Below are 21,142 nucleotides of genomic sequence, written 5' to 3'. Positions count from 1 at the left end.
TAGTAGTCAGATGTTCGTCTGGGGTTAACCTCCCAGGTGGCGGCGTTAACCGCGGGTGTCTCGGCGCAGCGGATGCTCGGGCGGAATCTGCACAAAAATCAACAGCACACCGTCGGGATCGACGACGTGCATCTCGTGCAGCCCCCACGGTTCCTGGCGGGCCTCGCGAGCAATGTCGACGCCCCGGCTCTGCAACTCGGCCTGAGTGGCGGCGACGTCGCGCACCTGAAGCCACAGCGCACCCGGGAAGGGGCCCGCGAGTTGTTCCGGAGCGCCGTGGTCGGCCAGTTCGATCAGCGATTGGCCGGCGTAGAAGACGGTGCCCGCGCCGTAGTCGCGGAAGATCGCCAGACCGATCTGATCCCGGTAGAAGCTCAGCGAGCGCTGGTAGTCCACCGGCCGGAACAGGACCCGGCTGGCGAGAATCTCCATGCCGTCGTGTCTATCACGCGTTGGGTTGCAAACGCTGGCGCCGGATCGCCGTGGTGGCAAATCCCGGCAGAACCGTGTCGATGGCCTGCGCGGCGATCGCCATCCGAGGCGCGATCCGGACCGGGCGGGTGCGTGCCGCGTCGATCATCCAGCCCGCCGCCTCTTCGGACGTCAGCGCCGGCAGGCCCTGGTACTCCTTGGTCGGCGCGATCATCGGGGTGGCCACCAGCGGGTAATACAGCGTCGTCGAGTGCACACCCTTTGTCGCCCACTCGGTTTCGATCACCCGGCTGACCGCCGACAGCGCAGCCTTCGAGGCGTTGTAGACCGCGAACAGCGGCGACGGCTCGCTGAACACGCCCCAGGTCGCGACGTTGATGATGTGCCCGTCGCCGCGTTCGATCATCCCGGGTGCGATGCCGCGGATCAGCCGAAGCGGCGAGTAGTAGTTGAGCACCATGGTCCGGTCGACGTCGTGCCAGCGTTCCAGCGACTCGGCCAGCGGTCGGCGAATGGAGCGCCCGGCATTGTTGACCAGGATGTCGACCCCGCCCAGGCGCTTTTCGACGTCGGCGACCAGCGCGTCGACGGCGTCGAGGTCAGACAGGTCGCAGGGGATCGCGATCGCGTCGCCACCGCTGGCGGTGATCCGGCCGACGACCTCGTCGAGCAGATCCTGACGACGCGCCACCGCGACGACGGTCGCGCCGCGGCGGGCGAACTGTTCGGCAGCGCACTCGCCGATCCCGGACGACGCGCCGGTGAGCACCACGCGCTTGCCGGCCAGGTCGATGTCGGCGGCGCCGGGGTTGGGCAGCAGGCGCGGCAGCAGCGGCGGGCGCATCGAGGTCAGCGTGATCTGCTCGGCCAGGGCTCGGATCGGGTTCCAACTCACAGGTCGGAAGTCTAGGGGCGTGCCTATTTGATCGAACGTGACGCTGGCGTCACGCTCGGCGCCCGCTACGTGTCGACCCCTAGAAGTAGCGTGGGAACGGGCTCCAGTCGGGCGGCCGCTTCTCCAGGAACGCGTCGCGGCCCTCGACCGCTTCATCAGTCATGTACGCCAGTCGGGTCGCTTCGCCGGCGAACAGCTGCTGGCCCACCAGCCCGTCGTCGAGCAGGTTGAAGGCATACTTCAACATCCGTTGCGCCTGAGGTGATTTCGCGTTGATCTCGGCCGCCCACTGGATGGCTTCGGACTCCAGCTCGGCGTGGGCGACGACGGCGTTGACCGCGCCCATGTGATGCATCTGCTCGGCCGTGTAGGGCCGGCCCAGGAAGAAGATCTCGCGGGCGAATTTCTGGCCGACCTGCCTGGCCAGGTACGCGCTGCCGTAACCGCCGTCGAAGCTGCCGACGTCGGCGTCGGTCTGCTTGAACCGGGCATGCTCGCGACTGGCCAGGGTGAGGTCGCAGACCACGTGCAGGCTGTGCCCGCCGCCCGCCGCCCAGCCGTTGACCAGGCAGATCACCACCTTCGGCATGAACCGGATCAGCCGCTGCACCTCGAGGATGTGCAGACGTCCCGCCCGCGCCACGTCGACGGTGTCCGCGGTCTCACCGGCGGCGTACTGGTAGCCGCTGCGGCCGCGGATGCGCTGGTCGCCGCCGGAGCAGAACGCCCAGCCACCGTCTTTCGGCGACGGGCCGTTGCCGGTCAGCAGCACCACGCCGACGTCGGGCGACATCCGGGCGTGGTCGAGCACGCGGTACAGCTCATCGACGGTGTGCGGCCGAAACGCGTTGCGCACGTCGGGCCGGTCGAACGCCACCCGCACGGTGGCGTCCGAGATGTGGCGGTGATAGGTGATGTCGGTCAGTTCACCGAACCCGTCGACCGGTTTCCACTGGTCGGCGTGAAAAGGGTTGTCGCTCAACGCTAGTGAATCCCGTCTAGTCGAAAGACCGCGATGCGGCCGGCCAGCGCTTCCAATTCGTCCGGCAGCCCGTCGGTCACCAGGCCCGTTCGTTTCATGAAGCCCACACCGGTGGGCACCTTCTCGGGAAACAACCGCAACACCGGGCGGGCCTCGTCGGCGGGCAACTCGACCATTCTGACCTGCCGGACGTTGCGGCCGCGGGCCAGCGTCACCTCGCCGGCGGCGCGGACGTTGGCCACCCAGTCGGCGCCGGGGAAACCGGCCACCACGTATTCCTTGCCCTCGACCTCCATCGGCGTGACGGGAGTCGATCGCTCTCGGCCCGATTTGCGGCCCGCCACCGTCAGCACCACCGGGCTCTCGCCGCCGAAACTCAGGCCCAGCCGCGACATTCGGATGAAGACCTTGTTGGCGGGTTTGAGCCACCACGGTGCTCGGACCGATTTGTTCGCGCTCATACCGCGACGGTACCCGCCTCGGGTGTCTACTCTTTGCCCGTGTCCCATCCACACGAACCACATCTGGGTTCGGTTTCCGCACGCCTGAATTGGCTGCGGGCCGGGGTCCTCGGTGCCAACGACGGAATCGTCTCCACCGCGGGCATCGTCGTCGGTGTCGCCGCGGCGACCGCGGCCCGCGGGCCGATCATGACGGCCGGAATCGCCGGGTTGGCCGCCGGCGCCGTGTCGATGGCGCTCGGCGAATACGTGTCGGTCAGCGCCCAGCGCGACACCGAACAGGCTCTGCTGCAACAGGAATCGCGCGAACTGAGCGCCGACCCCGTCGCCGAGCTGGACGAGCTGGCGTCCTTGCTCGAGGGCAAGGGACTATCCCCGGCGACGGCGCGCACCGCCGCCGAGGAACTCACCGACAACGACCCGATGGCGGCGCATGCCGACATCGAGCTCGGATTCGATCCCGAGGAGCTGACCAACCCGTGGCAGGCCGCGCTGTCGTCGGCGTGCGCATTCAGCGTCGGTGCACTACTGCCGTTGATCGCCATCCTGGTGGCACCCGTCGCGCTGCGGATCCCGGTCACCGTGGTGGCGGTGCTACTCGCGCTGCTGATCACCGGCGTGGTCTCGGCGGGCCTGGGCGGAGCATCGAAATGCCGTGCGGCACTTCGTAATTTCGTCGGGGGAGGGCTGGCTCTCGCGGTCACTTACCTGATCGGGCATCTGGTCGGCGCCGCGATCGGCTAGTCGGGCATCGCGCTGGTGCCCGGCGCGATGACGGCGTCCAGCCGCTTCAAGGCCTCCGCGCCCAGCGTCACGTCGCCGGCGCCGAGGTTCTCTTCGAGGTGCCCGATCGATCGCGTTCCAGGGATCAGCAACGTCGTCGGCGCGTGAGCGAGCAGCCAGGCCAGCCCGACTTGGGCCGGTGTGGCACCCAACTCGCCCGCGACCTCGCGCACCGCGGGGTTATCGGTGACCTTCGGGAACCCCGGGAGGGCCGACCCGAGTGGGAAGTACGGGACCCACGCGATGTCCTCGGCCGCGCAGGCGTCGACCATCTCCTCCTGTGAGCGTTCGAGCAGGCTGTAGGAGTTCTGCACGCAGGCAATGCCGGCGGGCAGCGCGCGCTGCAGGATCTCCAGCGGCACGCTGCTGATCCCGATCGCGCCGATCTTGCCCTCGTCGCGCATCGCGATCATCTCGGCGAGTTGGTCGTCGAGGTCCACAATCTGGTCGCCCTCGGCACCAATGGCGGCGAAAAGATCCATGCGACGAAGGTTGACGACCGGTACCCGGTCGAGGCCCAGCTGGCGCAGGTCGTCTTCCACCGCGGCGCGCAGTTCGGCGGGCCGTTGCGCCGCGGCCAGCGGGATCGGCTCGTCGCCGGTGAAGCGGGCCCCGACCTTGCTGACGATCACCAGGTCGTCGGGGTAAGGCGCCAGCGCCTTGCGGATCCGGCGGTTCACCTCGCCCGGACCATAGAACGACGCGGTGTCGATGTGGTTGACGCCCAATTCAATTGCGCGGCGCAGCACCGCGACCGCGTCGTCGAGCGACGTCTCGAACAGCTGCATGGCGCCGTAGCCGACTCGGGCGACCTCGTGGCCGCCGATGCTTCCGATACCGCCGGGCTGCGGTTTGTCTGTCATGGTGCTCCCTCGGTCGTGAGACACTGGTAGAGATGCGGAGGACCCTCCGTTTGATTCGACTGTAGCAGAAACGGAGGCACCTCCGATTTGACCGAGAGTGTGCGCTCCGATGCGCGGCGTAACCGGGAGAAGTTGCTCGAGGCGGCGACGGCGGCGTTCGCCGCAGCCGACGGGCGGCAGGTGTCGCTGGAGTCGATCGCCCGCGACGCCGGGGTCGGGATCGGCACGCTGTACCGCCATTTCCCCAACCGCGAGGCGCTGGTCGAGGCGATCTATCGCACCGAGCTCGCCGAAGTGGCCGAGACTGCCCCGCGACTACTCAAGCGGCATCCGCCCAAGGCCGCGTTGCGGCGTTGGATGGATCGGTACGCCAGGTTCGTCGCCGCCAAGCGCGGGATGGCCGAATCGTTTCGCGCGATGGTCGAGTCGGGGGCCATCGAAGGAAGTCAGATCCGCGCCAGCATCTCCGCAGCCGTCGACGTGCTGTTACGGGCCGGTGCCGACGACGGCAGCCTGCGCTCCGACGTTCAGGCCGACGACGTGGTGTCCAGCCTGATCGGCATCTTCCTGGCCAGCGGTTCGCCCGAGCAGACCGGTCGGCTACTGGATTTGCTGGTGGATGGAATAGCCAGTCGGTAAAACCGCTTGGAGCAGGCATGAGACTCAACGACGCGGCACGGGAATTCATCGGCGAGGGCAAAGACGCCACTCTGGTCACGGTCAACCCCGACGGCAGCCCCCAGGTCAGCCTGGTGTGGGTGGGGCTGCGTTCGACGCCCGACGGCGACGAGCTGGTGACCGCGCATCGTTCCGAGCATCAGAAGATGCGCAACGTCCGCCGCGATCCCCGGGTGGCGGTGACGATCGTCGAGGCCGGTGACATCGGCAAGACGCTTCGGCCCTACCTCATCATCCACGGGACCGCACGGGTCGAAGAGGGCGGTGCCCCCGAATTGCTCACGGAGCTGTCCGAGGCTCTGCTCGACCCAAAGGTGTTCCCGCCCAAGGACACTCCGCCGGGATGGGTCACGCACATCCGCATCGACAAGGTCGGCGGCGTCGGGATCTGATGCCTTGAGCCGTGTGTGCGTCTAGCCGCACGCACGCCACTGACTGTGCGGCTGGACGCACACACGACGCAACATCAGCCGACGGCGCGGCCGGCGCCTTCCCAGAACTGCGCCCGCACGGCCTTCTTGTCCGGTTTCCCCAGCCCTGTCAACGGCAGCGCGTCGACGACCACCACACGCTTGGGTGACTGCACCGAACCCTTGCGCTCCTTGACCGCTGCCTGGACGTCGGCGGTCATCGCCTCGATCGCGGCGTCGTCGCGAGCCGCGTCGTCGCGCAGCACCACCACCGCGGTGACGGCCTCGCCCCACTTGTCGTCCGGCGTACCGACCACGCAGACCTGCGCGACGGCCGGGTGCTCGGCGATGACGTCCTCGACCTCGCGGGGGAAGACGTTGAAGCCGCCGGTGACGATCATGTCCTTGACCCGGTCGACGATGAAGTAGAAGCCGTCCTCGTCCTCGCGGGCCATGTCGCCGGTGTGTAGCCAGCCGTCCTTGAAGGTCTCCGCGGTCGCTTCGGGCAACTGCCAGTAGCCGCCCGCCAAAAGTGGTCCGCTGACACAGATTTCGCCGGGCTCGCCCTGCGCGACGGGCTTGCCGTCATCACCGAGCAGCGCCACCCGCGCGAACAGCGTCGGCCGCCCACACGACGTCAGCCGCTTTTCGTCGTGATCGGCCTTGGCCAGGTAAGTGATCACCATCGGAGCCTCGGACTGCCCGTAGTACTGCGCGAAGATCGGGCCGAACCGCTTGATCGCCTCGGCCAGTCGCACCGGGTTGATCGCCGAGGCGCCGTAGTACACCGTCTCCAGCGACGACAGGTCGCGGGTCTTGGAGTCCGGGTGGTCCATCAGCGCATACAGCATCGACGGCACCAGCATGGTCGCCGTGATCTTTTGCTCCTCAATGGTTTTGAGCACCTCAGCCGGGTCGAACTTGCTCAGCACCACCATCTCGCCGCCCTTGACCACGGTCGGTGTGAAGAACGCCGCCCCAGCGTGCGACAGCGGCGTGCACATCAGGAACCGCGGGTGCTCAGGCCACTCCCACTCGGCGAGCTGGATCTGCGTCATCGCGGCAATGTTCCCGGTGGTGCCCAGCACGCCCTTGGGCTTGCCGGTGGTGCCGCCGGTGTAGGCCATGCCGCCGATGTGGTCAGGCGCCAACTCGGCAACCACCAGCGGCTTGGGCTCGTACTTGGCCGCCTCGGCGGACAGGTCGACCGCCACCCCGGCCAGCGCTTCGGGAACCGGGCCGATCGTCAGGATCTGCTTGAGCGAGTCGACCTTTTCCAGGAGGTCCAGGGCGCGTTCCACGAACGCCGGGTTGGGGTCGACGATCAGCGAGCTGGCGCCGCAGTCGGACAGCACGTAGGCGTGGTCGTCCAGCGAGCCGAGCGGATGCAGCGCGGTGCGCCGGTAGCCCTGGGTCTGACTGGCGCCGAGGATCATCAGCACCTCGGGCCGGTTGAGCGAGAGCAGGCCGACGGTGACTCCGGTGCCGGCGCCGAGCGCCTCGAACGCCTGGGTGTACTGGCTGATCCGCTCGGCCAATTGGCCCCCGGTCAGCGTCGTATCGCCGAGGAACAGCACCGGCCGGTTCTTGTGGCGCTTGAGCGCGCCGACCAGCAGGTGGCCGTTATGGGTCGGATGGCGCAACAGGTTGTCACTCATACGGCCAGACTAGAACGTGTTGCAATTTGTGTCTGCTGCCCCCTCGGATACTCCGAGGATCACTAGCATTCGTGGGCATGGCAGCCGCAGATGTCGTCATGTACGGAACCGTCCTGACCGTCGATGACGCCCGGCCCACCGCCGAGGCGCTGGCCGTGGTCGACGGCCGGATCGTCGCCGTCGGTGACCGCGCCGACGTGGCCGGGTTTATCGGTGCTTCGACCCAGACGATCGATATCGGCGACGGCTGCGTGATGCCGGGTTTCGTTGAGGCGCACGGACATCCACTGATGGAAGCCATCGCGTTGTCCGATCGGCTGGTCGACATCCGGCCGGTCACCATGCGCGACGCCGACCAGGTGGTCGAGGTCATCCGCGGTGAAGTGGCCCGCCGCGGAGCCGACGGCGCCTACCTCAACGGGTGGGATCCGCTGCTGCAGGACGGCTTGCCCGAGCCGACGCTGGCCTGGCTGAACGAGATCGCGCCCGACAACCCCCTGGTGATCATCCACAACTCCGGCCACAAGGCCTACTTCAATTCGCGGGCCGCCCAGCGCGCCGGCCTCGGCCGCGACACCGCCGACCCGAAGGGCGCCAAGTACGGTCGCGACGCCGGCGGTGACCTCGACGGCACGGCAGAGGAAACCGGCGCGGTGTTCCCGCTGCTCAACGGCGCGATCTCGCCGAGCGACTACCCGGCGATGCTGCTGGCCGAGTGCGGCCGACTCAACCGGGCCGGGCTGACCACCTGCTCGGAGATGGCGTTCGATCCCTCGCTGCGGCCCCTCGTCGAGGGCCTGCGCCAGGCGCTCACCGTGCGGTTGCGGACCTACGAGATGTCCAACCCTCAGATGACGACCGATGCCACGCCCGGCGAGGGCGACGACATACTGCGTCAGGTCGGCATCAAGATCTGGGTCGACGGCTCGCCGTGGATCGGCAACATCGACCTGTCGTTCCCGTACCTCGACACCGCCGCGACGCGGACGATCGGCGTGACGCCGGGGTCGTGCGGGTGCGCGAACTACACCCGCGAACAGCTCACCGAGATCGTCGGCGCCTACTTCCCGTTGGGCTGGCCGATGGCCTGTCACGTGCAGGGTGACGCCGGCGTCGACACCATTCTGGACGTCTACGAGGAGGCTTTACGGCGCAATCCGCGCGACGACCACCGGCTAAGGCTCGAGCATGTCGGCGCGATCCGGCCCGAGCAGTTGCAGCGGGCCCACGATCTCGGCGTCACCTGCAGCATCTTCGTCGACCAGATCCACTACTGGGGCGACGTCATCGTCGACGGGCTGTTCGGCCCCGAACGCGGAAACCGTTGGATGCCAGCAGGTTCCGCTGTGGCGACGGGCATGCGGATTTCGCTGCACAACGACCCGCCGGTGACGCCGGAGGAGCCGCTGCGCAACATCAGCGTGGCCGTCACCCGCAAAGCGCCGAGCGGTCGGGTGCTTGGCCCCGAGGAGCGGCTGACCGTCGAGCAGGCGATCCGGGCGCAGACCATCGACGCGGCGTGGCAGCTGTTCGCCGACGACATCATCGGCTCGTTGGAGGTCGGAAAGTACGCGGATCTGGTTGTGCTGTCGGCAGATCCGCGCACGGTGCCGCCGGAGGACATCGCCGGGCTGGAGGTCCGGGCGACGTTCCTGGCCGGCCGCCCGGTCTACGCGCCATGACCGCCACCCTCGACGACGTGCTCGACCGGCTGCACGTCGTGTCGCTGCCGATGCGAGTTCGCTTCCGCGGCATCACCACTCGCGAACTCGCGCTGATCGACGGGCCGGCCGGTTGGGGCGAATTCGGCGCCTTCCTCGAATACGACCACGCCGAGGCCGCGCACTGGCTGGCCGCCGCCCTCGACTCGGCCTACCGCATGCCCCCGCCGCCGCTGCGGACGCGCATCGACGTCAACGCCACCGTTCCGGCCGTCCCGGCCGGGCAGGTGCCCGAAATCCTGGCCCGCTTCCCCGGCGCGCGGACGGCGAAGGTCAAGGTCGCCGAACCGGGTCAGACGCTCGACGACGACGTCGCCCGCGTCGACGCGGTCCGTGCCCTGGTGCCGACCGTGCGGGTCGACGCCAACGGTGCCTGGACTCCTCCGCAGGCCATTGACGCCGCGAAAGCCCTTGGCCCGCTTGAATACATCGAGCAGCCCTGTGCCACCGTCGACGAACTGGCGCAGGTCCGCCGCCAGGTCGACGTGCCGATCGCCGCGGACGAGAGCATCCGCAAAGCCGGTGACCCGTTGGCCGTCGTCCGCGCCGGCGCCGCCGACATCGCGGTGCTGAAAGTGGCTCCGCTGGGCGGTATTTCGGCGCTACTGACGATTGCCGGCCAGATCGACATTCCCGTCGTGATCTCCAGTGCACTGGACTCGGCGGTGGGCATCGCGACCGGGTTGGCCGCGGCCTCGGCCCTGCCGCGTCTCGACCACGCCTGCGGCCTGGGCACCGGCCGGTTGTTCGTCGAGGACATCACCGAACCGGTCGTCGCCGTCGACGGCTATCTGCCGGTCGGGCCGGTGACACCCGACCCGGCCCGGCTGCAGGCGTTGGCCGCGTCGGTGGACCGTCGGCAGTGGTGGATCGACCGGGTCAGGGCCTGCTACCCCCTGATGGCCTAATTTGTGGGGTGCATGGCGTAGACGACATGGGTTCTGATCCCCAACACTTGATTCCATGCGTACGGTGCTTTTCCTCGCCTTTCCCGGCATGCAGACGCTCGACCTGGTGGGGCCGCTGGAGGTTTTCGCGACGGCGTCGCTGGTGCTGGCGGCCAAAGGCCTCGACGGATACCAGCCGGTGATCGCCTCGGTCGACGGGCAGCCGGTGACGTCGAGCTCCGGCGTGACGTTGGCGACCGTTCCCCTTGCCGACGTCGAGGACTCCGTCGACGCACTGGTGCTGCCCGGCGGCGCCGGCGTGCACGACGCCCGCGCCGACACGAGAATCGTCGACTGGATCGTCGCGACGGCGCCGCATGTCCGCCGCGTCGTGACCGTGTGTACGGGCGCCTTCCTGGCCGCGCAGGCGGGTCTGCTCGACGGTTGCCGCGTCACCACCCACTGGGGGTCGGCCGACCGGTTGGCCCGCGAATTCCCCGCGATCGACGTCGATCCGGATCCGATCTACGTTCACAGTTCCCCGACGATGTGGACGGCTGCCGGAGTGACCGCGGGCATCGACCTGGCGCTGGCACTGGTCGAAGAGGACGACGGCACCGAGGTCGCTCAGACAGTCGCGCGCTGGCTGGTGCTGCACCTGCGCCGGCCCGGCGGGCAGACCCAATTCGCGGCCCCGGTCTGGGTGGCCCGCGCCAAACGCGAGCCGATCCGTGCCGTCCAGGAGGCGGTCGAGTCCGAACCCGGTGGTGCGCATAGCATTACCGATCTGGCTCGCCTCGCCGCGATGAGCCCACGGCACTTCACCCGGGTGTTCACCGACGAAGTCGGCGAGGCGCCGGGCGCCTACGTCGAGCGGGTCCGCACCGAAGCGGCGCGCCGTGAACTCGAGCAGACCGACGACACCGTGACGACCATCGCCACCCGTTGTGGCTTCGGCACCGCGGAAACCATGCGCCGCAACTTCATTCGACGTGTCGGCGTCTCACCCGACCAATACCGAAAGGCATTCGCATGACCCAGATCGCGATCGTCGTCTACCCGGGTTTCACCGCGCTGGACTTCATCGGCCCCTACGAAGTGCTGCACCGGTTGCCCGACGCCGAGGTCCGCTTCCTGTGGCACCAGCCCGGCCCGATCACCGCCGACTCCGCCGCCCTGGTCATCGGAGCCACCCACACCTTCGACGAAACCCCTTCGCCGGATGTGATTTTGGTGCCGGGCGGCCTGACCACCGTCGAGCATGCCCGCGACGAGAAACTGCTGGACTGGGTGCGTAGCGCACACCAGACCGCGACCTGGACGGCGTCGGTGTGCTCGGGCTCGCTGATCCTGGCCGCCGCCGGCCTGCTCGACGGCAAGCGCGCCACCTCGCACTGGGGCGTGCTGTCCCTGCTGAAAACGTTGGGCGTCAACGCCGTTGGCGACGAGCGGGTGGTGCACGAAGGGAGCATCGTCAGCAGCGCCGGGGTGTCGGCCGGCATCGACCTGGCGTTGTGGCTGGCCGGCCAGATCGCGGGCGAAGACCGCGCGAAGGCCATCCAGCTGGGGATCGAATACGACCCGCAACCGCCGTTCGACTCCGGCCACATGTCGAAGGCGTCGGCGAAAACCAAGGCGACCGCCACCGCCCTGCTTGCCCGGGACGTCGCGATACCGGCAACGCTGTCCGCCGGCGCGCAGTTGTTGTGGGATCGCGCGCTGGGCGCGGTGCGATCCAAAGCCCGTCGCTAGGCGGCGATTGCGTCGATCACCGCGTCGGGCTCGTCCAGCGAGACGAACGTGCGGGCATCCGGCACCTCGATCAGCTTGGCGTTGCTGAACACCGCCGCCAGCCGCCGTCCCAGCTTCGGCTTGAACACCACATCACCCTGACCCCAGACCAGCGTGACCGGCTTGTCGAACCGCGTCAGCCGGTTTGCCACGTCGGTGAGGTCGGCGACCGCGATGTCGCGCAAGAGCGTTGCGAGGTCGCGGCGGATGCGAGAGTCGTTGAGGCAGGGCCTGATCCACTGAAGCGTCACTCGCTTGTCGGGGCGCCTGATCAACAGGCCGAAGCCGGCGGCCGAGTTGCGCAGCGCCGCCAGCCGCATCGGCTCCATCATCGCCTTGATCGAGATCGGCCCGCGTAGCAGGCCGAACACCCTGTCGAACGGGAACGGCGGGCACTGGTCGAAGGCATCGCAGTTGGTCAGCACCAGTCGGCCGATCCGGTCCGAGCGGGCGTCGACCGCGAGTTGGCAGATGCCACCGCCGGTGTCGCTGCCGACCAGTGTCACGTCGGTCAGGTCGAGGGCCTCGATTGCGTCGTTGACGATCCCGGCGACGCCCTGCAGCGACAGCGCCGCGGCGTCGGTCACCGGGATCGTGTGTGAGCCCAGCGGCAGGGTCGGCACGATGCAGCGGTAACCCAGGCGGCCCAGCTTCTCGGCGACCTCGTGCCACAGTTCGCCGTCGACCAGAACGCCGTGGACGAAGAACACCGGCGGATGCGCCGAATCCTGCGGCCCGTACTCGCGATATTCGATGGTTGCCTGCTTGAGCGCCAGTTGAGTCATGGTTCCCAGTCAAACGCCAACCCCGCTGCCAGCGCGACGCCGTGGGCTGCCAAATACTGCCAACGCCTGGCTGTCGCGTAGGTTCGTCGTCGTGATCAACCTGGCTTATGACGACAACGGGACGGGGGAGCCCGTCCTCTTCATCGCCGGTCGCGGCGGTCTGGGACGCACCTGGCATCTGCATCAGGTCAACCCGTTTCTGGACGCCGGCTACCGCGTCATCACGTTCGACAACCGCGGGGTGGGCGCGACGGCGAGCGCCGACCAGTTCACCACCGAGAGCATGGTCGCCGACACCGCGGCGCTGATCGAGTCGCTCGGCGTCGGGCCGGTGCGCATCGTGGGGGTGTCGATGGGGTCTTTCATCGCCCAGGAGCTGATGCTGGCCCGCCCGGAGCTGGTGACCCAGGCGGTGTTGATGGCCACCCGGGGCCGACTGGACAAAGCGCGCGACTTCTTTCGCACCGCCGAAGACGAACTGGCCGCCTCCGGCGTGCAGATCCCGACCTCCTACGACGCGAAAATCCGTTTGCTGGAGAGCTTTTCACCCAAGACGCTGAGCAACGACGAGGCCGTCGCCGAGTGGATCAGCATGTTCACCATCTGGCCGATCAAGATCACGCCGGGCCTGGTACGCCAGGGCTGGATCTCGCCACAGGGCAACCACCTGCCCTCTTACGGCGGCATCCACACGCCGACGCTGGTCATCGGATTCGCCGACGACGTGGTGACGCCGCCGCATCTGGGCAAAGAGGTGGCCGACGCGATCCCCGGCGCCAAGTACCAGCTGATCGCCGACACCGGGCATCTCGGGTTCCTGGAGCGGCCCGAAGCGGTCAACGCCGCGATGCTGAAGTTCTTCACCAGCATGGGGTTCTGACCTGATAGCTAGGCTGGTCTGGTGAATCCCTCGACGGCACAGGCCCGCGTCGTCGTCGACGAACTGATTCGCGGCGGTGTCCGCGACGTGGTGTTGTGCCCGGGCTCGCGCAACGCCCCGCTGGCGTTCGCGCTGCAGGACGCCGACCGCGACGGCCGATTGCGGCTGCACGTCCGCATCGACGAGCGGACCGCAGGATTCCTGGCCCTCGGGCTGGCGATTGCCGCGGGCGAGCCGGTCTGCGTCGCGATGACCTCCGGCACCGCGGTCGCCAACCTCGGCCCGGCCGTCGTCGAGGCGAACTATGCGCGGGTACCGCTGATCGTGCTGTCGGCCAACCGTCCCTACGAGATGCTGGGCACCGGCGCCAACCAGACCATGGAACAGCTGGGCTACTTCGGCACCCAAGTCCGCGCCACGATCAGCCTCGGCCTGGCCGAGGACGCTCCCGAGCGGATGGAGGCGTTGAACGCGACCTGGCGTTCCGCCACCTGCCGCGTGCTGGTGGCCGCCACCGGTGAGCGCAGCGCCAACGCCGGGCCGGTGCAATTCGACATCCCGCTGCGCGAGCCGCTGGTGCCCGACCCCGAGCCTGGGCCGATCCCGCCGGGGCGGCCGGGTAACAGGCCGTGGACCTACACGCCGGCGGTCACCTTCGACCAGCCGCTGGACATCGACCTGAGCCTGAACACTGTCGTGATCGCCGGCCACGGCGCCGGCGAGCGACCGGAACTGGCCGCGCTTCCGACCGTCGCCGAGCCCACCGCACCGCCGGCCGCCAACCCGCTGCATCCGCTCACGCTGCCGGGGCTGCGCCCACAGCAGGTGATCATGCTGGGTCGGCCCACCCTGCACCGGCCGGTGTCGACGCTGCTGGCCGACCCGTCGGTGCCGGTGTACGCGCTGACCACCGGGCCGCGCTGGCCCGACGTCTCGGGCAACTCGCAGGCCACCGGCACCCGGGCCGTCACCACCGGCGAGCCGAATCCGGCCTGGCTGAGCCGGTGTGCCGAACTCAACCGCCACGCCGTCGCCGCGGTACGTGAGCAGCTCGCGGCGCACCCACTGACCACCGGGCTGCACGTGGCCGCGGCCGTCGTCGACGCGCTGCGCCCCGGCGACCAGCTGGTGCTCGGCGCGTCCAACCCGGTCCGCGACGTCGCTTTGGTCGGACTGAATCCACATGGCGTGAAGGTCCGGTCCAACCGCGGCGTCGCCGGCATCGACGGCACGGTGTCCACCGCGATCGGGGCGGCGCTCGCGCACGACCCGACCGGCGGCCGGACCATCGCGTTGATCGGCGACCTGACCTTCGTCCACGACAGCTCCGGCCTGCTGATCGGGCCGACCGAGCCAGTTCCCGCCGACCTGACCATCGTCGTGTCCAACGACAACGGCGGCGGCATCTTCGAATTGCTCGAGCAAGGCGACCCGCGATTCTCCGACGTGTCCGCGCGCGTGTTCGGTACCCCGCACGACGTCGACGTCGGCGCACTGTGCCGCGCGTACCACATCGACAGCCGCCAGATCGAGCTCGACGACCTCGGTGCGGCCCTCGACGAGCCGGCCGACGGCATGCGGGTGCTGGAGGTCAAGGCGGACCGGTCGTCGTTGCGGCAATTGCACGCCGCGATCAAGGCCGCTCTGTGACGCGACCGGCCGGCGCCTTGGCCGTGCTGAGAACGTGGGCCCGGGTGCTGATCCACGGTCGCGACGGTGAATTCCCCAACACCACTGGGCATCACGTGGTGCGCCTGGGGCGTATCACGGTGCTGATCGTCGCCGGACTGGTGACGTTGCAGTCGGTGTTATTGGTGGCCGGTGCGGTGCGGGACGACTTTGCGATTACCCACAACATGGGTGTCGCGGAGGCCGAGGTGCTCGACGCGGGTCCGCGTCGCTCGACCATCGAGTTCGTCACCCCGGACCGGGTCACGTATCGGCCCGAGCTCGGCGTGCTGTATCCGTCCGAATTGGCAACGGGCATGCGGATTTACGTCGAGTACGACAAGCGCAACCCCAATCTGGTTCGGGTGCAACACCGTAACGCCAAGTTGGCGATCATCCCGGCGGGCTCCATCGCGGTGTTCGGCTGGTTGATCGCGGCCGCGGCCCTGACCGGCCTGGCCTGGGTGGACAAGCGGCTGGACCGTCAACTGGTCAGCGCGTCGAGCCAGCCCGGATCTTGAGTGTCGACAACGCTTCTGGTGTTCAGGTTGTAGATCGTCGGGGTGCCCGGGTCGGTCGTGTTCTCGTCGTGGAGGCGCGCCTTGTTGGCGTCGCCCACTGCGATGGCGTCCACCGCATCGTCGCCGGCCGCGATTCGATCGGCCACCACGTCGGGCAGCCCAGTCTCGCGGGCCATCGACGCGACGGCATCTGGTGTGGGCCCGTCGTGGCTCTGGTGGCGGTAGAGGTCTTGCACGAAGGCCTGATACGCGGTCGGCGACGTGGCCGGGTCGGCGGCCAGGAACAGCGCGTTGACCAGTCGGGTGGACACCTCGTTGTGATGCCGGGCGTTCAGGAACGTCAGCCACCGGTACGTGATCGCCAGCCGGCCACTGGCGAGCGCGGCGGCCAGCTTGTCGCCGTCGGTCGATTCCAGCTCCGCGCAGTACGGGCATTGCGGTTCGCAGAAAATCTCCAACTGCACCGGGGCAAACCACGATCCGACCAGCACGCCGTTGCCGTCGAGGGTTCGCGGCACGTCGGCATGCGCGGTACCGGTGGTGAACATCACCAATACCAGCGCCGTTGCCAATACGCCCAGGTAGGACCGCATTGTGGGAGTCCCCTTTGTGTCAGAGTTCGTGTCGCGTACGCCAGTCGGTAACCATATCGACAGGCGACGCTGCCACCGTGATGGTGTGCGCGTAGCGATTGTCGCGGAATCCTTTCTCCCGCACGTCAACGGCGTGAGTAATTCCGTCGTCCGAACACTCGAGCATCTGCGCCGCACCGGGCACGAAGCGCTCGTGATCGCGCCCGACACCCCGCCCGGCGAGGCACCCGCGGATCGCATCTACGACGGGATCCGGGTGCACCGGGTGCCGTCCTGGATGTTCCCGAAGGTGACCACCCTGCCGTTGGGTCTGCCGCTGCCGCGGATTCTGCGGGTGATGCGCGGATTCGAGCCCGACGTCGTGCATCTGGCGTCGCCGGCCCTGCTCGGCTGGGGTGGGGTGAAGGCGGCTCGACGGCTCGGGGTGCCGACCGTCGCGGTGTACCAGACCGACGTGCCGGGCTTCGCGGCCAGCTATGGCATCGGACCCACCGAGCGGGCGGCCTGGGCGTGGTTCCGGCACCTGCACAAGCTTGCCGACCGTACCCTGGCGCCGTCCACCGCGACGATGGAATCACTTGTCGCGCATGGCATTCCACGGGTACACAAGTGGGCGCGCGGCGTCGACATGATCGGTTACGCACCATCGGCCCGCGACGAGGCGCTGCGGCGACACTGGTCGCCGGATGGCAAGCCGGTCGTCGGGTTTGTGGGCCGGCTGGCCCCCGAGAAGCACGTCGAGCGGCTCACCGCGCTGGCCGCCGCCGGCGACGTCCAGGTGGTCATCGTCGGCGATGGCGTCGACCGGGCCAAGCTGCAATCGGCAATGCCCACAGCCGTTTTCACCGGCGCCCTGTACGGCGAAGAGCTCGCCACCGCGTACGCCAGCATGGACGTCTTCGTCCACGCCGGCGAGCACGAAACGTTCTGCCAGGTGGTGCAGGAGGCGCTGGCCTCCGGGCTGCCGGTGATCGCCCCCGACGCGGGCGGGCCCCGCGACCTGGTGACGCCGTACCGCACCGGATTGCTGTTGCCCGTCAAGGAATTCGAGGCACAGCTGCCGCAGGCCGTCGCGCATCTGGTCGACGAGCGCCAGCGCTACTCGGTGGCCGCCCGCAAGAGCATCCTCGAACGCAGCTGGCCCGCCATCTGCGACGAGCTACTGGGCCATTACGAGGCCGTGCTGTCGCCGATCGCCCGCGCGCGCATGGAGCGCCGCCGGCACGCGCAGGGCGAGTAACTCAGCCCTGCGCCAACTCGGCGACCGGCTGCCATTCCTCCCAGGTACGTAGCCGCTGCTCGTAGTCGGCCTTGGCCAACTCCAGCGGGGCGGTGCCGAAAAAGACTCGCAGCGGGGGCTGCTCGGCGTCGACGACCTTCAAGACGGCGGCCGCCGACGCCTTCGGGTCGCCCGGTTCGGCCCACCGCGTGCGGCGGACCTCCTCCGTCGCCCGGTGAACCTCGGCGTAGTCCGGCAGCTCCTCGGCCCGCCGCGACGACGAGCCCGACCAGTCGGTGGAAAACCCGGCCGGCTCGATCAGCGTGACGTGCACACCGAACGACTCGACCTCCTGCGCCAGCGACTGCGAGAAGCCCTCCAGCGCCCACTTCGAGGCGTGGTACATGCCGACGCCGGCGAACGCCGTGATGCCGCCGATCGACGACACCTGGATGATGTGGCCGCTGCGCTGAGCCCGCAGGTACGGCAACGCGGCCTGGGTGACCCACAGCGCGCCGAACACGTTGGTCTCGATCTGGTCGCGGGCGTCTTGCTCGGACAGCTCCTCGACGAAGCCGAACTGCCCGTAGCCGGCGTTGTTGACGACGACGTCGAGGCGGCCGAAGCGCTCGTGGGCCTGCTTGACCGCGGCGAAGTCGGCGGCGCGGTCGGTGACGTCCAGCTGCAGCGGCAAGATCGCGTCGCCGAACTTGTCGACCAGGTCGGCCAGCGTCGAGGTGTCCCGCGCGGTCGCGGCGACCTTGTCGCCCCGCTCCAGGGCCGCGATCGCCCATTCCCGTCCGAAGCCACGTGATGTACCGGTGATGAACCAAACTTTTTCTGTCACGCCGTTGTGCAACGCACTCGTCGACGGCGCATTCCCCGCAAACGGTAGGTTCGACGATGTGAATCGCGCGACGCTGGACAAAGACCCCCGTGAGGTGGCGTCGATGTTCGACGGTGTCGCGCGCCGCTACGACATCACCAACACCGTGCTGTCCCTCGGGCAGGACAGATATTGGCGTCGCGCCACCCGCAAGGCACTCGACATCGGCCCGGGAGAGAAGGTGCTCGACCTGGCCGCCGGCACCGCGGTCTCGACGGTCGAGCTGGCCACCTCCGGGGCATGGTGCGTAGCGACCGACTTCTCCGTCGGGATGCTCGGCGCCGGGCACGCCCGGATGGTTCCCAAGGTCGCCGGCGATGCAACCCGTCTGCCCTTCGGCGACAACGTGTTTGACGCGGTAACCATCAGCTTCGGCCTGCGCAACGTCGCGCAACGCGACGAGGCGCTGCGTGAGATGGCCCGGGTCACGCGTCCCGGTGGGCGATTGGTGGTGTGCGAGTTCTCCACGCCCACCAGCCGGCTGTTCGCCACCGTCTACAAGGAATACCTCATGCAGGCCCTGCCGAGGGTGGCCCGCGCGGTGTCGAGCAACCCGGAAGCCTATGTCTACCTGGCGGAATCGATTCGAGCGTGGCCCGACCAGTCCGATCTGGCACACCAGATATCGGCCGCCGGGTGGTCGGCGGTGCGCTGGCGTAACCTGACCGGCGGCATCGTCGCGCTGCACGCCGCGTACAAGGCGCGCGAGAAATAGGTCAGCTGAACGGCTTTCGGCGATCCAGCAGCCGGGACATCCGACCACCACCGCGCCACACCCGCGCCACCCAGTCGGCGTCCTCGTCGGTGACCAGGTTGCCCATCACCCGCACCGCGATCCCCATCAGCGTCGCCGAGCGCATCGCGATCGGTCCGGTCGCAGGCAGAAACCGCGGGAACGTCAGCAACAGCCCCAGTCGCCGTGCCACGGAAAAGCCACGGCCGTAATGGGATTGGAGCACGTACGGCCAGGCTTTAGACAGATCACCCGAGCCAAGCAGCTCCACCGCCAGCCGCCCGGTTTCCAGCCCATAGTCGATGCCCTCGCCGTTGAGCGGGTTGACGCAGGCCGCGGCGTCGCCGATCAGCATCCAGTTGCGGCCGGCCACCCCGGATACCGCGCCGCCCATCGGCAGCAGCGCCGACGACATCGCCCGGGGCTGGCCCTCGAAACCCCACTCCTCGCGGCGCAGGTCGGTGTAGTACGACATCAGCGGCTTCAACGCCAGCTCGGCTGGCCGCTTGACGGTCGACAATGCTCCCACGCCGATGTTCACTTCGCCGTTGCCCAGCGGGAAGATCCAGCCGTAGCCGGGCAGCACCGCGCCGTCAGGTGAGCGCAGCTCCAAATGTGACGTGAGCCAAGGGTCCTCACTGCGTGCGGTGGCCAGGTATCCGCGGGCCGCGATCCCGTACACCGTCTCCTGATGCCAGCGTCGCCCCAGGGCGCGACCGAGTGTCGAGCGGGCGCCGTCGGCCACGATCAGTTCGCGGCAGCCGACATGGCTGCCATCCGACAGCGTCACCGACGTCACCCGTGCCGACGAATCATGGTTCACACCAACGGCTTTGACCCCGAGACGCATGCGGGCGCCGGACTCTTCGGCGACCTTGCGAACCCGGTCGTCCAATTCGACCCGGGCCACCGCGCTACCCGTCGAGGGGAACGACGGGCCCGGCCATTCGACTTCGACCTCGCCACCGAACCCGCTCATCCGTAAGCCACGGTGCCGGATCCGGGCGTCGAGCCATTCGCCGAGGCCGAGCCGTTCCAGCTCGGCGACCGCCCGCGGCGTCAGCCCGTCGCCGCAGGCCTTGTCGCGGGGGAAGTTGGCCGCGTCGATCACCAGCACGTCGCGACCGGCCCGGGCGGCCCAGGCCGCGGCCGACGATCCGGCCGGGCCGGCGCCCACGACCACCACGTCGGCATGGGAGTCCATGTCCCCCAGTATGTTGGTCGGGTGAGGACTCCGGCGACAGTGGTGGCGGGCGTGGATTTTGGCGACGCCGAATTCGCCACCAGCGTGCGCGACGGGGTGGCCCGCATCGAGCAACTGATGGAAACCGAGCTGCGCGGGTCAGACGACCTGATGACGGACGCGGTACTGCATCTGTTCGAGGCTGGTGGCAAACGATTCCGACCGCTGTTCGCGGTGTTGTCGGCTCAGCTGGGCCCGCACCCGGACTCCGATGACGTCACGATTGCCGGCGCCGTCATCGAGCTGGTGCATCTGGCGACGCTCTACCACGACGACGTGATGGACGAGGCGCAGGTGCGGCGCGGTGCCCCCAGCGCCAACCTGCGGTGGAACAACAATGTGGCGATCCTGGCCGGGGACTACCTGTTCGCCACGGCGTCCCGGCTGGTGTCGCGGCTGGGGCCGGACGCGGTGCGGATCATCGCCGACACGTTCGCCCAGCTGGTCACCGGGCAGATGCGCGAAACTAAAGGGGCGGCCGACAAGGCCGATCCGATCGCGCACTACCTCAAGGTGGTCCACGAGAAGACGGCGTGCCTCATCGGCGCCGCCGGCCGATTCGGCGCGATGTTCTCCGGCGCCGACGCCGAGCAGACCGAGCGGCTCAGTCGGCTGGGCGACCTGGTCGGCACGGCGTTCCAGATCTCCGACGACATCATCGACATCGACAGCGACCCCGACGAGTCCGGCAAGCTGCCCGGCACCGACCTGCGCGAAGGCGTGCACACGTTGCCGGTGCTCTACGCGCTGCACGACCGTGGACCCGATGCCGATCGGCTGCGCGAGCTGCTGGCCGGCCCGGTCGAGGACGACGCGTCACTCGCCGAGGCGCTGGCATTGCTGCGGGCCTCAGACGGCATGGTCAAAGCCAAGGAGACCGTTGCGCAGTACGCGGCGCAGGCCCGCGAGGAGCTTGCCGCGTTGCCCGAAGGCCCCGGACGCAACGCGCTCGCGACGCTGGTCGACTACACGATCCACCGACACGGCTAGTTGTGCGGAACTCTGCCGTGGCTGACCGGCGTTAAATGGGGAGAATCCGGCTGGTCGTAGGAG

General features: G+C 68.6%; 23 protein-coding genes. 13 read left to right on the top strand and 10 right to left on the bottom strand.

Going from position 1 to position 21,142, the window contains the following annotated elements; translation table 11 throughout:
- Window positions 1-45 precede the first annotated feature (45 nt).
- The 4 genes from A5658_RS01435 to A5658_RS01420 form a co-directional block, all read right to left on the bottom strand.
- Window positions 46-432, bottom strand: a complete 387-nt coding sequence (locus tag A5658_RS01435) for a VOC family protein (protein ID WP_067330144.1) — start codon at window positions 430-432, stop codon at window positions 46-48.
- A gap of 13 nt (window positions 433-445) precedes the next feature.
- On the bottom strand, window positions 446-1,327 hold the full coding sequence (locus tag A5658_RS01430; protein WP_067330140.1) for an SDR family oxidoreductase: 882 nt from the start codon (window positions 1,325-1,327) through the stop codon (window positions 446-448).
- 79 nt (window positions 1,328-1,406) lie between these two features.
- A complete protein-coding gene (locus A5658_RS01425) occupies window positions 1,407-2,309 on the bottom strand; it encodes a 1,4-dihydroxy-2-naphthoyl-CoA synthase (RefSeq protein ID WP_067330136.1) in 903 nt (300 codons plus the stop codon).
- A 2-nt stretch (window positions 2,310-2,311) separates the two neighbouring features.
- Entirely contained in the window at window positions 2,312-2,770 is a 459-nt protein-coding gene (locus A5658_RS01420; RefSeq protein ID WP_067330133.1) for a nitroreductase family deazaflavin-dependent oxidoreductase, read from the bottom strand.
- Between the two features lie 39 nt (window positions 2,771-2,809).
- Here A5658_RS01420 and A5658_RS01415 point away from each other — a divergent pair, with 39 nt between their 5' ends.
- Window positions 2,810-3,514 carry a VIT family protein gene (locus A5658_RS01415; RefSeq protein WP_369830465.1) on the top strand — a complete coding sequence of 235 codons (705 nt, stop codon included), beginning with the start codon at window positions 2,810-2,812 and terminating at the stop codon, window positions 3,512-3,514.
- Here the strand turns inward: A5658_RS01415 and A5658_RS01410 are convergent.
- The gene (locus tag A5658_RS01410) at window positions 3,511-4,416 is read right to left on the bottom strand and encodes an aldo/keto reductase (RefSeq protein ID WP_067330126.1); all 906 of its coding nucleotides are present in this window, start codon (window positions 4,414-4,416) and stop codon (window positions 3,511-3,513) included. The two genes, A5658_RS01415 and A5658_RS01410, sit on opposite strands and share 4 nt — an antisense overlap.
- 87 nt (window positions 4,417-4,503) lie before the next feature.
- On the opposite strand from A5658_RS01410, the gene A5658_RS01405 reads away from it, so the two are divergent.
- Both A5658_RS01405 and A5658_RS01400 read left to right on the top strand, forming a co-directional pair.
- The gene (locus A5658_RS01405; protein ID WP_197503009.1) at window positions 4,504-5,055 is read left to right on the top strand and encodes a TetR/AcrR family transcriptional regulator; all 552 of its coding nucleotides are present in this window, start codon (window positions 4,504-4,506) and stop codon (window positions 5,053-5,055) included.
- 17 nt (window positions 5,056-5,072) lie between these two features.
- Window positions 5,073-5,486, top strand: a complete 414-nt coding sequence (locus A5658_RS01400) for a PPOX class F420-dependent oxidoreductase (protein ID WP_067330122.1) — start codon at window positions 5,073-5,075, stop codon at window positions 5,484-5,486.
- 74 nt (window positions 5,487-5,560) lie between these two features.
- Here the strand turns inward: A5658_RS01400 and fadD8 are convergent, their stop codons facing one another.
- Window positions 5,561-7,162 (bottom strand): fatty-acid--CoA ligase FadD8, encoded by a 1,602-nt coding sequence (gene fadD8, locus A5658_RS01395; protein ID WP_067330117.1) that lies wholly within the window; start codon window positions 7,160-7,162, stop codon window positions 5,561-5,563.
- 77 nt (window positions 7,163-7,239) lie between these two features.
- Here fadD8 and A5658_RS01390 point away from each other — a divergent pair, with 77 nt between their 5' ends.
- Genes A5658_RS01390 through A5658_RS01375 form a run of 4 tightly spaced genes read left to right on the top strand, consistent with a single transcriptional unit; the run spans window position 7,240 to window position 11,522 of the window.
- Entirely contained in the window at window positions 7,240-8,844 is a 1,605-nt protein-coding gene (locus tag A5658_RS01390; RefSeq protein ID WP_067330114.1) for an amidohydrolase, read from the top strand.
- Window positions 8,841-9,791 carry an o-succinylbenzoate synthase gene (locus A5658_RS01385; RefSeq protein WP_067330110.1) on the top strand — a complete coding sequence of 317 codons (951 nt, stop codon included), beginning with the start codon at window positions 8,841-8,843 and terminating at the stop codon, window positions 9,789-9,791. The genes A5658_RS01390 and A5658_RS01385 overlap by 4 nt, the downstream gene beginning before the upstream one ends.
- 55 nt (window positions 9,792-9,846) lie before the next feature.
- Complete coding sequence (locus A5658_RS01380) at window positions 9,847-10,806, top strand: GlxA family transcriptional regulator (RefSeq protein ID WP_067330106.1); 960 nt, start codon at window positions 9,847-9,849, stop codon at window positions 10,804-10,806.
- Window positions 10,803-11,522: a DJ-1/PfpI family protein gene (locus tag A5658_RS01375; protein ID WP_067330103.1), complete on the top strand. Its 720-nt coding sequence runs from the start codon at window positions 10,803-10,805 to the stop codon at window positions 11,520-11,522. The genes A5658_RS01380 and A5658_RS01375 overlap by 4 nt, the downstream gene beginning before the upstream one ends.
- On the opposite strand, the gene A5658_RS01370 is transcribed toward A5658_RS01375, so the two are convergent.
- Entirely contained in the window at window positions 11,519-12,346 is an 828-nt protein-coding gene (locus A5658_RS01370) for an alpha/beta fold hydrolase (protein ID WP_067330100.1), read from the bottom strand. The two genes, A5658_RS01375 and A5658_RS01370, sit on opposite strands and share 4 nt — an antisense overlap.
- Window positions 12,347-12,437: 91 nt before the next feature.
- Here A5658_RS01370 and A5658_RS01365 point away from each other — a divergent pair, with 91 nt between their 5' ends.
- From A5658_RS01365 to A5658_RS01355, 3 genes are read left to right on the top strand one after another with little or no spacing between them, the layout of a single operon-like run.
- Entirely contained in the window at window positions 12,438-13,226 is a 789-nt protein-coding gene (locus A5658_RS01365) for an alpha/beta fold hydrolase (RefSeq protein WP_067330097.1), read from the top strand.
- A gap of 21 nt (window positions 13,227-13,247) precedes the next feature.
- Window positions 13,248-14,876 carry a 2-succinyl-5-enolpyruvyl-6-hydroxy-3-cyclohexene-1-carboxylic-acid synthase gene (gene menD, locus A5658_RS01360; RefSeq protein WP_067330094.1) on the top strand — a complete coding sequence of 543 codons (1,629 nt, stop codon included), beginning with the start codon at window positions 13,248-13,250 and terminating at the stop codon, window positions 14,874-14,876.
- Window positions 14,877-14,893: 17 nt separating this feature from the next.
- Entirely contained in the window at window positions 14,894-15,415 is a 522-nt protein-coding gene (locus tag A5658_RS01355) for a DUF3592 domain-containing protein (RefSeq protein ID WP_067330261.1), read from the top strand.
- Here A5658_RS01355 and A5658_RS01350 read toward each other — a convergent pair.
- Window positions 15,379-16,008, bottom strand: coding sequence for a thioredoxin domain-containing protein (locus tag A5658_RS01350; protein WP_067330092.1), 630 nt, complete (start codon window positions 16,006-16,008; stop codon window positions 15,379-15,381). The two genes, A5658_RS01355 and A5658_RS01350, sit on opposite strands and share 37 nt — an antisense overlap.
- A gap of 85 nt (window positions 16,009-16,093) precedes the next feature.
- Here A5658_RS01350 and A5658_RS01345 point away from each other — a divergent pair, with 85 nt between their 5' ends.
- Window positions 16,094-17,248, top strand: coding sequence for a glycosyltransferase family 1 protein (locus tag A5658_RS01345; protein WP_067330089.1), 1,155 nt, complete (start codon window positions 16,094-16,096; stop codon window positions 17,246-17,248).
- A 1-nt stretch (window position 17,249) separates the two neighbouring features.
- Here A5658_RS01345 and A5658_RS01340 read toward each other — a convergent pair whose 3' ends face one another.
- Window positions 17,250-18,074 carry an SDR family oxidoreductase gene (locus A5658_RS01340; protein WP_067330258.1) on the bottom strand — a complete coding sequence of 275 codons (825 nt, stop codon included), beginning with the start codon at window positions 18,072-18,074 and terminating at the stop codon, window positions 17,250-17,252.
- Window positions 18,075-18,132: 58 nt separating this feature from the next.
- Between A5658_RS01340 and A5658_RS01335 the strand changes: the two genes are divergently transcribed.
- Window positions 18,133-18,828, top strand: a complete 696-nt coding sequence (locus A5658_RS01335; protein WP_067330086.1) for a demethylmenaquinone methyltransferase — start codon at window positions 18,133-18,135, stop codon at window positions 18,826-18,828.
- Between the two features lies 1 nt (window position 18,829).
- On the opposite strand, the gene menJ is transcribed toward A5658_RS01335, so the two are convergent.
- A complete protein-coding gene (gene menJ, locus A5658_RS01330; RefSeq protein ID WP_067330083.1) occupies window positions 18,830-20,050 on the bottom strand; it encodes a menaquinone reductase in 1,221 nt (406 codons plus the stop codon).
- A 21-nt stretch (window positions 20,051-20,071) separates the two neighbouring features.
- On the opposite strand from menJ, the gene grcC1 reads away from it, so the two are divergent.
- Complete coding sequence (grcC1, locus tag A5658_RS01325; protein ID WP_082992864.1) at window positions 20,072-21,079, top strand: nonaprenyl/(2E,6E)-farnesyl/geranylgeranyl diphosphat synthase; 1,008 nt, start codon at window positions 20,072-20,074, stop codon at window positions 21,077-21,079.
- Window positions 21,080-21,142: the final 63 nt, after the last annotated feature.

This window comes from Mycobacterium sp. 1245111.1, assembly GCF_001673405.1.
Taxonomy (GTDB): Bacteria; Actinomycetota; Actinomycetes; order Mycobacteriales; family Mycobacteriaceae; genus Mycobacterium.
This window is presented reverse-complemented; position numbering and strand designations above follow the sequence as displayed.

Excerpts from the sequence above, each read along its gene's own strand:
- A5658_RS01435 (WP_067330144.1), bottom strand. The coding sequence starts at position 432 with ATGGAGATTCTCGCCAGCCGGGTCCTGTTCCGGCCGGTGGACTACCAG.
- A5658_RS01420 (WP_067330133.1), bottom strand. The coding sequence starts at position 2,770 with ATGAGCGCGAACAAATCGGTCCGAGCACCGTGGTGGCTCAAACCCGCC.
- A5658_RS01410 (WP_067330126.1), bottom strand. The coding sequence starts at position 4,416 with ATGACAGACAAACCGCAGCCCGGCGGTATCGGAAGCATCGGCGGCCAC.
- A5658_RS01400 (WP_067330122.1), top strand. The coding sequence starts at position 5,073 with ATGAGACTCAACGACGCGGCACGGGAATTCATCGGCGAGGGCAAAGAC.
- fadD8 (WP_067330117.1), bottom strand. The coding sequence starts at position 7,162 with ATGAGTGACAACCTGTTGCGCCATCCGACCCATAACGGCCACCTGCTG.
- A5658_RS01390 (WP_067330114.1), top strand. The coding sequence starts at position 7,240 with ATGGCAGCCGCAGATGTCGTCATGTACGGAACCGTCCTGACCGTCGAT.
- A5658_RS01385 (WP_067330110.1), top strand. The coding sequence starts at position 8,841 with ATGACCGCCACCCTCGACGACGTGCTCGACCGGCTGCACGTCGTGTCG.
- A5658_RS01380 (WP_067330106.1), top strand. The coding sequence starts at position 9,847 with ATGCGTACGGTGCTTTTCCTCGCCTTTCCCGGCATGCAGACGCTCGAC.
- A5658_RS01375 (WP_067330103.1), top strand. The coding sequence starts at position 10,803 with ATGACCCAGATCGCGATCGTCGTCTACCCGGGTTTCACCGCGCTGGAC.
- A5658_RS01370 (WP_067330100.1), bottom strand. The coding sequence starts at position 12,346 with ATGACTCAACTGGCGCTCAAGCAGGCAACCATCGAATATCGCGAGTAC.
- A5658_RS01350 (WP_067330092.1), bottom strand. The coding sequence starts at position 16,008 with ATGCGGTCCTACCTGGGCGTATTGGCAACGGCGCTGGTATTGGTGATG.
- menJ (WP_067330083.1), bottom strand. The coding sequence starts at position 20,050 with ATGGACTCCCATGCCGACGTGGTGGTCGTGGGCGCCGGCCCGGCCGGA.